Annotated in this window: 14 protein-coding genes; 12 read left to right on the top strand and 2 right to left on the bottom strand. The window is 54.9% G+C overall.

The window, feature by feature from the left end; translation table 11 throughout:
- Window positions 1-108: 108 nt before the first annotated feature.
- The 9 genes from AC3WQH_RS08345 to yajC all read left to right on the top strand — a co-directional run bounded on the left by AC3WQH_RS08345 (window position 109) and on the right by yajC (window position 7,544).
- Window positions 109-300: a hypothetical protein gene (locus AC3WQH_RS08345; RefSeq protein WP_005832411.1), complete on the top strand. Its 192-nt coding sequence runs from the start codon at window positions 109-111 to the stop codon at window positions 298-300.
- A gap of 127 nt (window positions 301-427) precedes the next feature.
- Window positions 428-928, top strand: coding sequence for a crossover junction endodeoxyribonuclease RuvC (gene ruvC / locus AC3WQH_RS08340; RefSeq protein WP_005832413.1), 501 nt, complete (start codon window positions 428-430; stop codon window positions 926-928).
- Window positions 925-1,542, top strand: coding sequence for a Holliday junction branch migration protein RuvA (gene ruvA, locus AC3WQH_RS08335; RefSeq protein ID WP_005832414.1), 618 nt, complete (start codon window positions 925-927; stop codon window positions 1,540-1,542). The genes ruvC and ruvA overlap by 4 nt, the downstream gene beginning before the upstream one ends.
- 4 nt (window positions 1,543-1,546) lie before the next feature.
- Window positions 1,547-2,545 (top strand): Holliday junction branch migration DNA helicase RuvB, encoded by a 999-nt coding sequence (ruvB, locus tag AC3WQH_RS08330; protein WP_005832416.1) that lies wholly within the window; start codon window positions 1,547-1,549, stop codon window positions 2,543-2,545.
- Window positions 2,542-2,760, top strand: a complete 219-nt coding sequence (locus AC3WQH_RS08325; protein ID WP_005832418.1) for a DUF2905 domain-containing protein — start codon at window positions 2,542-2,544, stop codon at window positions 2,758-2,760. Before ruvB ends, AC3WQH_RS08325 begins: the two co-directional genes overlap by 4 nt.
- 184 nt (window positions 2,761-2,944) lie before the next feature.
- Complete coding sequence (locus tag AC3WQH_RS08320) at window positions 2,945-4,888, top strand: SpoIID/LytB domain-containing protein (RefSeq protein ID WP_492331982.1); 1,944 nt, start codon at window positions 2,945-2,947, stop codon at window positions 4,886-4,888.
- Between the two features lie 42 nt (window positions 4,889-4,930).
- Window positions 4,931-5,959, top strand: a complete 1,029-nt coding sequence (gene queA / locus AC3WQH_RS08315) for a tRNA preQ1(34) S-adenosylmethionine ribosyltransferase-isomerase QueA (RefSeq protein WP_005832421.1) — start codon at window positions 4,931-4,933, stop codon at window positions 5,957-5,959.
- 118 nt (window positions 5,960-6,077) lie between these two features.
- Entirely contained in the window at window positions 6,078-7,208 is a 1,131-nt protein-coding gene (gene tgt, locus AC3WQH_RS08310) for a tRNA guanosine(34) transglycosylase Tgt (RefSeq protein WP_005832423.1), read from the top strand.
- 15 nt (window positions 7,209-7,223) lie between these two features.
- Window positions 7,224-7,544 carry a preprotein translocase subunit YajC gene (gene yajC, locus AC3WQH_RS08305; RefSeq protein WP_005832425.1) on the top strand — a complete coding sequence of 107 codons (321 nt, stop codon included), beginning with the start codon at window positions 7,224-7,226 and terminating at the stop codon, window positions 7,542-7,544.
- 64 nt (window positions 7,545-7,608) lie between these two features.
- Here yajC and AC3WQH_RS08300 read toward each other — a convergent pair whose 3' ends face one another.
- The gene (locus AC3WQH_RS08300) at window positions 7,609-8,010 is read right to left on the bottom strand and encodes a TIGR04086 family membrane protein (protein ID WP_005832427.1); all 402 of its coding nucleotides are present in this window, start codon (window positions 8,008-8,010) and stop codon (window positions 7,609-7,611) included.
- A gap of 132 nt (window positions 8,011-8,142) precedes the next feature.
- Between AC3WQH_RS08300 and corA the strand changes: the two genes are divergently transcribed.
- Window positions 8,143-9,120 (top strand): magnesium/cobalt transporter CorA, encoded by a 978-nt coding sequence (gene corA / locus AC3WQH_RS08295; protein ID WP_005832428.1) that lies wholly within the window; start codon window positions 8,143-8,145, stop codon window positions 9,118-9,120.
- A 68-nt stretch (window positions 9,121-9,188) separates the two neighbouring features.
- Window positions 9,189-9,902, top strand: coding sequence for a DUF421 domain-containing protein (locus AC3WQH_RS08290; protein ID WP_122952975.1), 714 nt, complete (start codon window positions 9,189-9,191; stop codon window positions 9,900-9,902).
- Between the two features lie 3 nt (window positions 9,903-9,905).
- Here the strand turns inward: AC3WQH_RS08290 and spoVB are convergent, their stop codons facing one another.
- Window positions 9,906-11,492 carry a stage V sporulation protein B gene (spoVB, locus tag AC3WQH_RS08285; RefSeq protein WP_005832431.1) on the bottom strand — a complete coding sequence of 529 codons (1,587 nt, stop codon included), beginning with the start codon at window positions 11,490-11,492 and terminating at the stop codon, window positions 9,906-9,908.
- An 87-nt stretch (window positions 11,493-11,579) separates the two neighbouring features.
- Between spoVB and AC3WQH_RS08280 the strand changes: the two genes are divergently transcribed.
- Window positions 11,580-11,816: a post-transcriptional regulator gene (locus AC3WQH_RS08280; RefSeq protein ID WP_005832434.1), complete on the top strand. Its 237-nt coding sequence runs from the start codon at window positions 11,580-11,582 to the stop codon at window positions 11,814-11,816.
- The last annotated feature ends 32 nt before the right edge of the window (window positions 11,817-11,848 follow it).

Genomic DNA, 11,848 nt, shown 5'->3' with positions numbered 1-11,848 from the left:
GGTTTCAAGACGAAACGGCGGAAATGAGCTGTAAATCTTGGCATCATAAGGCCGGAGGCGGGACGCCATACTGTACTCATACGGCGATCGAAGGAGGAATCTTTTCTTATGTCTACCATGCCCAGAGGTAGCTACAAGGACCAGTTCCACCAGCGTTTGTACGTTCAATTGAACCAAGGACACAACAAGCTCAATTACCAGCAGATCAACCGGATCCAGGAGCAGATGCAGAGCGGCGTAGATGAATACGCGCACATGCAGCATGATGTGTCGGACTCACTTGGAATGAACAAACACTAAAAGCGACGCCGTATGACCCGTTCCTTTTGGCAGGAGCGGGTTTTTGCATGGAAATACACGTTCGCTTTTCGAGCGCTTTGTGATACAGTAGAGAGTAGAAACTTTGCACACGGAGAGAGAGTGGACCATGCGCATTTTAGGAATCGACCCTGGCATTGCGATCGTTGGGTTTGGGGTTCTGGATAAACAGGGTAGCCAATTGCGTCCCGTCCAGTATGGCAGCATTCAGACAGAGGCAGGCTTGCCCGTTCCGCTTCGCTTGAAGCAGATTTTTGAAGCGATGCAAAGCCTGCTGGAAACGTATCGACCGGATCAAATGTCAGTAGAAAAACTGTTTTTCAATAAAAACGTGACGACGGCCTTCACGGTGGGGCAAGCGCGCGGCGTCATCCTGCTGGCGGCGGAGCTGGCCGGAGTGCCTGTGTATGAATACACGCCGATGCAAGTAAAGCAGGCGGTGACCGGCTACGGCGGGGCAGAGAAAAAGCAAATACAGGAAATGACCAAGCTGTTGCTGCGGCTGAAAGAAGTGCCGAAGCCTGACGACGTGGCGGATGCATTGGGCATTGCGATTACGCACGCACAGTTTCGGGCGTTCATCTCCATCTCGGAAGGAGTTCAAAAATGATTGATTTTGTGGAAGGGACACTCTGTTACCTCGATTCAGAATACATAGTGGTAGAAGCCGGAGGGATCGGGTATCGCCTGTTTTGTCCCAATCCGTACCAGTTTGTGCGCTACGAAGGCAGCAAAACCAAGCTGTACACGCACCATCACGTCCGCGAAGACGCGATATTGCTCTACGGTTTTGCCACCCGTGACGAGCGCGACCTGTTTCGCAAGCTGCTCGACGTGAACGGTATCGGGCCAAAGGGCGGCCTGGCGATTCTCGCGGCGGCGACTCCCGAGCAGTTGGTCATGGCGGTGCAACAGGAAAATGTGACCTACTTGACGAAGTTTCCTGGAATCGGCAAAAAGACCGCGCAACGAATCATTCTCGATCTCAAGGACAAACTGGTCGGATACACGCCATCGGCGATCCTGACCGTCGCGGCAGGCGATCTGACAGCAGGCGAGCAGGCGGTTTCCGCGTTGAACGAGGCGCTCGACGCCTTGACGGCGCTCGGCTACTCGGACGGCGAGCTGCAAAAAATCAGAAATGCGCTGTCGGAGAAATCAAAAGAGGGCGATAGTGTGGAAAAGCTCATCAAACAAGGGCTTGCCCTGCTCATGAGGGGGTAGGATTTTGGATCAGCGAATCATCACGACGCATATGAACTGGGAAGAAGATGCGGCGGAGTTGAGCCTCCGTCCTCGTTATTTGAATGAGTATATCGGACAGCAGCACGTCAAGGAAAACTTGAAAATTTTTATTGAAGCGGCGAAAATGCGCAAGGAATCGCTGGACCACGTCCTGCTGTACGGACCGCCGGGACTGGGCAAGACGACGCTGTCGCAAATTATCGCCAACGAACTTGGGGTGAACATCCGCACGACGTCCGGACCGGCGATCGAGCGGCCAGGCGATCTGGCGGCGATTTTGACCAACCTGCAGGAAGGCGACGTGCTGTTTATCGACGAGATTCACAGGCTGAACCGGAGCGTCGAGGAAGTGCTCTATCCGGCCATGGAAGACTTTGCGCTCGACATCATCATCGGCAAAGGGCCGAGCGCGCGCAGTGTGCGCCTCGATTTGCCGCCGTTTACGCTTGTGGGCGCGACGACGCGGGCAGGGATGCTCTCTGCGCCGCTGCGCGACCGCTTCGGGGTGGTGAACCGCCTGGAGTTTTACACCGTTCCCGAGCTGACCTTTATCGTCTCTCGGGCAGCGGATATTCTTCAGGTGATTATTCGCGAAGGCGGCGCGGAAGAAATCGCGCGTCGCTCGCGGGGAACTCCGCGCGTGGCGAACCGTCTGTTAAAGCGTGTGCGCGACTTCGCCCAGGTAAAAGGCGAGGGCGTCATCACGACGGAGATTGCCAAAGAAGCGCTGGAGCGGCTGCAGGTAGACGCCTGCGGACTGGACCATATCGACCACAAGCTGCTTCTCGCCATCATCGACCGCTTTGACGGCGGTCCGGTCGGGCTCGATACGATTGCCGCCACGATTGGCGAAGAGGCGCAAACCGTTGAAGACGTGTGCGAGCCGTATTTGATGCAGATCGGCTTCATGCAGCGGACGCCGCGGGGCCGCGTGCTGACCCCGAGCGCGTACCAGCACTTTGGGCGGGAGATGAAATCGTGAATCCAATAGCCAAGCTTCTCATTATCGGCGGAGCCGTGCTGATCGTCATCGGCTTGCTGTGGCAGGTGGGCGGCCGCTTTTTGCCGCTGGGACGCCTGCCTGGGGATATTGTGGTGGAAAAGGAAAACGTCAAATTTTACTTTCCGGTCGTGACGTGCATCGTCATCAGCATCGTGCTGTCTCTTGGGATGTATTTGTTTCGGCTTTTCAAATGAGGGCATTTGCCTTGCACACATAGCCTGTTTGTACGCCATCGGAGCTGTTTCGTCCGGTGGCTTTTTGTTTGCGTCGCCTGGTCCCATTTTGCGGGCGAGGGCAGGAAAATCGCCTGTGATTGTCGAAAAAGATGGGAGTACATGCCAATTTTCGACGAGATGAGATCAGGAGAAAGGAAGGACGTTGGACGACATGAAGAAGTGGATGGGGAAAGTCCTTTCGGTGAGCCTGATGACAGTTGCTCTAATGGGAGGACCAGCGCCGGCCGAGGCGGCTTCTGAACATATCCGGGTGGCGCTCTTTGTGGATACGGGCAAAGGCTACAGGGGAGTTGTTCCTTCCGTTACGCTGACTGCTGAAAAAGGAATGGAAGTGACGTTAGCAGGCCCGGAAGGCAAGATCGAGTTGCCAGAATTAAAAGGGGAAGCTGCCCGTTACCGGGTGGATGAATATCATCTGATCGTGGCGCAGACGCCAGACTGGAACCAAGCGCAGCAAATCGCTCAGCTTTTGAGCCAGCGCAAATATGAAGGCTCGATTCAGGTGGCGAAACGAGGCGGACAAACCGTTTACCAGGTTGTCAGCGGTACATACGACACGTATCAGGCAGCGGCCAATCAAGTGGCGGCCGTGGCCCAGGCGACGGGGCAAAAGCCGGTTGTCCAAGGCCCGCTCCGGCTGGAAGCGGGGCAGTTCAAAAGCTTGAGCGAAGCCCAGAAATGGCAGGAGTCGTTTGAGCAAAAAGGCATCCCGGCGTACCCTGTGCTGTTGTCAAACGGCGAAAAAGTCAAATACGCGGTCTGGATCGGCGACGAGGTCAGCCAGGAAGCGCTTGCGGCATTGGCGCGCAAAGCGAGCAGCGCTTTTCCGAACTTTTCCTACAAGGCGCCTGACAGCCAGTCGTATGTCGTACTGAAGCAAGATGTTTACGGCTCTCCGGATGAGCCGATCTGGAAGTACGTATTCTCGCCGCAAGCCAAGCTGACGGTCGAGGCGAAAAAGGCGGAGCCGGAAGCGTTGATCGGCGTCGTGGAACGCGAGCAGCGGACGTACCGCGGCGAGATGGAGCTGTCGGAATACAACGGTCACCTGACGGTTGTAAATGAACTGCCGCTGGAGGAGTATCTGTACGGGGTTGTCGGCTCGGAAATGGCTCCGGGCTGGCCGCTGGAAGCGTTGAAAACGCAGGCGGTCCTGTCGAGAACGAGAGCTTTGTGGCAAGGAAACAAGTACGGGATTGCCAACGTGTCGGATACGGTGACGGAGCAGGCGTATTACGGCTATGGAAAAGAGTCGGAGGACGTCCGCGAGGCGGTGGATGAGACGGCAGGGGAAGTCATCTACTACCAGGGCAAGCTCGTCGAGTCCCTGTTCTACTCGAACGCAGGCGGAATGACCGCCGATGGCACAGAAGTGTGGGGAAATCCCGTTCCGTATTTGCAGCCCGTCGAGAGCGACGATACGTATCCGCTGGAAGCGGCGAGCCTGTGGTATCGGGTAAAGCTCGCGGACGGGACGATCGGATATGTGCGCAGCGACCTGGTGCGGCTGACAGGCACAGAGGCCAATGGCGCCAGAATAGCCGTCATCACAACGGAAAACACGAACTTGCGCACGGGTCCGAGCACGACGACGCATCGGGTTTTGTCTACCTTGCCAAGCGGCGCTGAGGTGACGATTCTTTCCGAAGAGGCTGAGGAAAATGCTTATGCGTGGACGCGTGGCCCGTTTACTTCCGCTGAACTGACGGCCTTGCTCAATGCGAACCAGGACAAAAACAAGGCACCGCGCATTCAGGGGAACGTCACCAGTCTGAAAGTGACGAAGCGAGGACCGTCCGGGCGCGTGATCGCGATGGAGGCGAACGGGGTTCCGATTGCCGTTCCTTCCCCGGATGCCTTCCGCTCGCTTTTCCAGCAAGGGGGAAGCCCGCTTCGCAGCACGAAGTTTGATGTCGAAGTGATCCAGGGCGGCAAGCAGGGAGGACCGCAGTTCCTGTTCCGCGGCTACGGCTTTGGACACGGCCTCGGGGTGTCGCAATACGGCGCTCGCGCAATGGCCGAGAAAGGGTATGACTACCTGCAGATTTTGCAACACTATTACCAGGATGTGACAATTGACAAGTAAGGCTTTTGCCACATGAACTGTCATTAAAGGAGTTAACGATTCGTGGACGTGCAACAATTTGATTTTGAACTGCCGGAGCATCTGATTGCCCAGCATCCATTGAAAGACCGGACAGCTTCGCGGCTGCTCGTTTTGAACAAACAGACTGGCGCCATTTCCCATCAGCGCTTTACCGACTTGATCGACCATTTGCAGCCGGGGGACGTGCTCGTCATGAACGACAGCCGCGTGTTGCCCGCAAGGCTGATCGGCGAAAAGGCCGAGACGGGAGCGAAGATCGAGGTGCTTTTGCTCAAATCGCTCGGGGACGATCGCTGGGAGACGCTGGTAAAGCCAGGCAAGCGGATGAAGCCGGGAACGGAAGTGGTCTTTGGCAACGGGCTTTTGCGCTGCGTATGCGAAGAAGCGACAGAGACAGGCGGGCGGATCGTACGCTTTTTGTACGAGGGCATTTTTTACGAGATTCTCGACCAGTTAGGTTCGATGCCGCTGCCTCCTTACATTCATGAGCAGCTTGAAGACAGCGAACGGTACCAGACGGTGTATGCGCGCGAGCGAGGCTCAGCGGCGGCGCCGACAGCCGGGCTGCACTTCACCAAGCCTTACCTGGAGCAAATCGCTGCAAAAGGCGTACAGCTCGCGTACGTGACGCTGCACGTCGGACTCGGCACGTTCAGGCCGGTCTCTGCCGACTCGGTCGAGGAGCACGTCATGCACGCCGAGTATTACGAGATTCCGGAAGAAACCGCTGAGCTGGTGAACAAGGCGAAGGCGGAGGGGAGAAGAGTCATTGCGGTCGGAACGACCTCGTGCCGGACGCTGGAGACGGTCGGACGTGCGAACGGCGGCAAGCTGGCGGCGACGTCGGGCTGGACGGACATCTTCATTTACCCGGGATACACGTTCTCGATTCTCGACGGGCTTTTGACGAATTTTCATCTGCCCAAGTCGACGCTCGTGATGCTGGTCAGCGCGCTGGCTGGCAAGGAGCATGTCATGAATGCGTACAAAGCGGCCGTCCAGGAGGAATATCGCTTCTTCAGTTTTGGGGACGCGATGCTGATCGTTTAAAAAAGGTACACATCCCACCCGTATAAGTGTATACTTATAAGTCGGGTGGGTTTACTTCACTCTCAAGTTTTCTTATAATAGGAAAGACTTACATACATAGCTTGAGGAGTGCGACAATTTGGCTGTACGCTACGAATTAATCAAAACATGCAAGCAAACAGGCGCTCGTCTCGGAAAGCTGCACACTCCCCATGGGACGATTGACACTCCTGTCTTCATGCCAGTCGGCACGCAGGCAACGGTCAAGACGATGAGTCCCGAGGAGCTGAAAGCGATCGGAGCGGGCATTATCCTCAGTAATACCTACCATCTGTTTTTGCGTCCGGGGCATGAAATCGTCCGCGAAGCAGGCGGGCTGCACGGCTTCATGAACTGGGACCGCGCCATTCTGACGGACTCCGGCGGATTTCAGGTGTTCAGCCTGAGCAACCTCCGCAAGATCACAGAGGAAGGGGTTTCCTTCCGCTCTCATCTGAACGGGGAAAAGCTGTTTATCGGCCCGGAGGAGGCCACCCAGATTCAAAACGCGCTCGGCGCCGATATTTTCATGGCGTTTGACGAGTGCGCGCCCTATCCTGCGGAGTACGACTACGTGAAAAAGTCGATGGAGCGCACGACCCGATGGGCGGAGCGCTGCCTGAAGGCGCACTCACGGCCGAACGAGCAGGCTCTGTTCGGGATCGTACAGGGCGGAATGTTCAACGACCTGCGCGAGCAAAGCGCCAAAGACCTCATCTCCATGGATTTTCCGGGATATGCGATTGGCGGGCTGAGTGTGGGCGAACCGTTTTCCTTGATGTACGAAGTGCTGGAGCATACCGTTCCGCTGCTTCCGGCAGGCAAGCCTCGCTACCTGATGGGAGTAGGCTCGCCAGACGCTCTGATCGACGGCGCAATCCGCGGCATTGACATGTTTGACTGCGTCTTGCCGACGAGGATCGCTCGCAATGGGACATGCATGACAAGCCAGGGACGACTGGTCATCCGCAATGCCAAATACGCACGCGACTTTACTCCGCTCGACCCGAATTGCGACTGCTACACGTGCAAGAATTACACCCGCGCTTACATCCGCCATCTCATCAAGGCGGAGGAGACCTTTGGCATCCGTTTGACCACCTACCACAATCTGCATTTCCTCGTGAAGCTGATGGAGCAGGTGCGCCAGGCGATTGCTGAAGACCGCTTGCAAGATTTCCGGGACCAGTTTTTCGCTCAGTATGGATTGAGTGAAGATAGATCTTTTTAATCGAGGGGGATTTTCATGGAGGGCTTGACTCAGTTTTTACCGATTATCATCATGTTTGCGATTTTCTACTTCTTGCTGATTCGTCCGCAACAGAAGAAAGCCAAACAGCGCAACGCCATGCTTGCAGCTCTGAAAAAGGGCGACAAAATCGTCACCATCGGCGGCATGCACGGTACGATTCAGGAATTGAACGACGACTCGGTGACGCTGCGCATCGCGCACAACGTCAACGTTACGTTTGATCGCGGCGCGATCAACAGCGTTGTTTCTACAAGCAACGAGCCAGCGAAAAGCGAGCCGGCAAAAGCGGAAGCGGAAAAAGAAGAGTCCAAATAAAGCAAAACAAAAGCAGGTGGGAGTTCCCGCCTGCTTTTGTTTTGCTTTTTGCCTGCCAAGCTTTTTACCGTCTCGGCTTGAAGCCTTTGGGCTTGTTGCTGGAGTTGGCCGAATTGACTCCGAGAATCCCTCCCAGCGCGGCAATGCCGAACGCGCCGAGCAAAAAGAGGAGCGTTCCCCACTGCATCGGGGCATCGAAGCCAAGAAAGCCGATCAAAAGAATCAGAAGAAAATAGGAGAACCCGGTCAAGCCTCCGTAGTACCAGCCTTTGCCGCCGCAGCGCTTTCCGGTGACGAAACCGCCGACGAGCAAGGCAATCGCGTTGATGATGTACGTAAAATAAGGCAGAGAGCCTTCGCGCATGCTGGTAAAGCTAAGAAGCAAGGTAGCGAGCAATGCCCCAAACAAGACAAGTCCTGTCGTGTACAAAAGTCCTGTCAGCACAGAGGTGGACGCACTCCGCACGGTATTTACCCCCTCACTGGTCACTGTTTGTACCATCTATATGAAAGGCCTGGCCGCTGTATTCATCTTCGCGTTGAACATTGGGAGGAATTTTCGTATGATGGATGGGGAACGAGACGGGGGTGAGGAAGAATGATTAAAACGTACTTTTACAACCATTCAGAGCAGAAAATGTTTCACGATGTTGATTTGTCCACAAAAGATCAATGGCTGAAATCTCCCGAGGACTTGCTCTGGATCGACCTGTATGATGTGGGGAACAACGAGTTGCCCTATATTGCCAAAATCTTCGACTTTCACCCGCTGGCCATCGAGGACTGCCTGCACGTCAGTCCGCGGGCCAAGGTAGACAAGTACGACGATTATTATTTCTTCGTTTTTCACGCCCTGCGTTACAATGAAGAAAGCGACGACGAGATTACCACGGTAGAACTGAACGTTTTTCTCGGCCCCAACTACATCGTTACGATTCACAAATCGCCGATGAACACGATAGGCCGGATCGCTGCCATGTGTCACCGCAACAATTCCTATCTGAACCGGGGTCCTGATTACTTGCTCTATGCGATCGTAGACGGGATTACCGATGAGTATTTCCCGATTATCGACCGGATCAGCGTGCGGATTGACGAACTGGAGGACGAGATTTACGAGCATCAGATGGAGGAAATTACGGAAGAGTTCCTGGCGCTGAAGCGGACGATTATTTTGATTAGGCGTGTCATCATGCCGCAAAAACGAATCTTCGCCAACGTGAATGGCCGCTTCTCTTTCGACATTTCCGAGGAAAACGTTCCGTTCTACAGCGACTTGACCGACCACCTGGAGCGCATCTCGGACTCAACCGAGACGTTCCGCGACCTGGTGAACGGTGCACTCGACACGTACTACACGATCATCAGCGCGAAGACGACGGAAACGATGCGTGTTCTCACAATTATTTCCACGATCATCCTGCCGCTTACATTCATTACCGGCTTGTTCGGGATGAACACGTTCGGCTGGCTGGGCGAACAGGCAGAGCCTTACATGCTGATCGTCGCACTCGTCATCATGCTGGCGATGACCTTTTTCATGCTGCACATCTTCCGCAAACGAAAGTGGTTGTAATTGGAGCTAATAGTTGCAAGCCCCCTGCCGAACACTACTAGCAAATGTTCGTTAGGGGGCAGCGGGAAGTGGAAGATATTTCAACAATCATATTGCGCACCCTTTTCTCGTATTTTTTCCTCCTGATCTTGCTCCGCGTCATGGGCAAGCGAGAACTGGGAAAGTTGTCCGTTTTTGATGTCGTGATCTCTATCATGCTGGCGGAAATGGCGGCACTGGCTATCGAAGACGTGGAAAAGCCCGGACTTCGGTTTTATTTGCCGATGCTGCTGATTGCTCTGATGGAAGTCGGAATGGCGTACCTTTCACTCAAAAGCAAAAAGTTTCGCGATGTTGTCGACGGCTCCGCCGATATGATTATCGAAAACGGGGAAATTCGCGAGCAAGCGATGCGCCGAAATCGGCTGAATATGGATGACCTGCTGGTTCACCTGCGGCAAAAAAACGTCAAAAACATCGCAGACGTCGAGTTTGCGCTGATAGAGCCGACAGGGCAGATGAGCATCTTTTTGAAGCAGGAAAAAGAACATCTTACGCGTGAAGATGTGGGACTGCCTGACGAAAAGCCGGTAAGTCCTGTTTCTTATAAAGGTCTGCCGATTCCGTTGATTCTCGACGGCAAGGTCAGGCAGGAGGCTTTGCAAAAAATCGGGCAAAATCAGTTGTGGCTGAAGCGGGAAATCCGCAAGTACGGGATCAAGGACATTCGCGAAGTGTCCTTTTGCAGCATTGACGAGCGTGGCATCATCTACCTCGACAAAAAAGACAAGCCGCTACACTAGGTGTTAGCGGCGGGGGAAGAACACGGCGAGCTGCTCGCCGATCCACGGAATGAGGCGGACGTCCTGCTTGCCCAGGACGCGCATCGCCACGAGCAGCACTACGTACAGCAAGGTGCTGATGCAGGTGCTGGCGAGAAGCAGCTTGCCTGTCGAGGAATGCAGGAACCAGTGATCCGCCATGTACGAGCCGAGGTAACCCATGGCCAGCATGGCGATCCCTATTTTTCCGAACTCCCATACGTCGATGACAAAGCCGATTTTTTTGATGAGACTGGCAAAATGAAGCAGCGTCCCCAACGTGATGCCGATGTTGGTGGCGATTACCGCGCCGTGGATGCCGAAAGCGGGCTGGGCGGTAAACATGAACATAGCCCCTGTCTTGATGATGGCGCTAAGCAGCGTATTGCGAAAGACGACCTGGGCGTAGTCGAGACCTTGCAAGGCAGCAGCCAGCGGCGCCTGGAAAAACAGAAAGACGGAAAAGGGAGCAAGCTCCTTCAACAGCACGCCGACCTCACGATATTCGCTGCCGTAGAGCAGCACGCACAACGGCTCGGCAAAAATAGTTAGCAGGACGGTACAAGGTGCTCCGATTACGAGTGTGATGCGCATCGCTTGGTAGATGCGCCGATGCACGAGAGGAGCATTTTTTTGATAGGCAGCCTCGGCGACGGCAGGAACGAGCGAAACGGACAAGGAATAGGTTAAAAAAGTGGGAAAAAGCAGCAGCGGGACCGCCATCCCGGCAAATTGCCCGTACAGCCCGGTTGCGGCTGCCGTCGTGTAGCCTGCGATGACGAGTGCGAGCGGAACGAGCATCGGCTCCAGGACGTAGGCGATGGAACCGATGATGCGGCTCAGCGTGACGGGCAGGGCGACGTGGATCAGTTGGGACAAGTTCGCCTTGCTTCTGGAAACTGCTTTGCGAAACGGCGTTTCCAGAAGCTGGGCGGCCGCTTTTTTGCTTCCTTTTCGGTATTGCCAGAGAATGTAGAGGAGTCCGGCGGCTTCCCCGAAAATAATGCTGGCGACCGCACCGGCCGTGGCGTACTCGATCCCTGCCGCCAAAAACGACATCGTCATGACGACGACCAGCGCCATGCGGGCTACTTGCTCCAGCAGTTGGGAGACGGCTGTCGGAATCATGTTTTGCTTGCCCTGGAAGTACCCGCGCAGCACGAGGGAAATACTGGAGATCGGAATAACGGGGATGGCGGCGAGCATGACGATATGGGCGCGAGGGTCAGTGAACAGGGCACCCGCAATCCAGTGGGAAAACAACAGGAGCAGCGTGCAGATGAACAGGCTGATGCCGCCGGCCACCGACAAGGCCAACAGCAGGTAGCGCCGGGTCAGCCGCGGATTGTTCGCCGCTTCCGTCTCTGCCACTTGCTTGGCGATGGCAACAGGCAGGCCGAACGTCGTCACCGTAATCAGAAAGTACAACAGGGGCACGACCATTTGATACAGCCCCATTCCTTCCGCTCCGATGATGCGTGAAAGCACGATCCTGTGAGCAAAGCCAAACACTTTGGTGATGCCGCCAGCAATGATGAGGATAACCGTTCCGTAAAAGAATGACTGTCTCATGGAAGGCTCCTTTGCAACGAAAAATTCACTCAGTAAAGAATATGGACGTGCCGCTGTCGGCATGACTACTTTGAGGGGGAAACGGAGATGGACCAAGCGCAAAAACAGGAATGGTATGGGCGAGTAGCAAGTCTTTGCCAGAGCAAGGCCGAGGAATTTGCCATGCTGGGTTATGAAAATGTGGAGGCTACGGACGTGTGGGAATGCGTCACGAACGGGTACAAGGAATTCCCCCCGATGCACCGTCTCGTCAACGATATTCTGTCTCTCAAGCCGAACAAATACATGAACTATCTCATGATTCAAATGTATAAAAATTCTTAGTGAAACTTCCTGTCTCTACATTCGTATAAGTA

It is taken from the genome of Brevibacillus sp. FW301-21C12A (genome assembly GCF_058788915.1).
The sequence above is the reverse complement of the archived record's forward strand: the minus strand, read 5'-3'. Positions and strand labels throughout refer to the sequence as shown.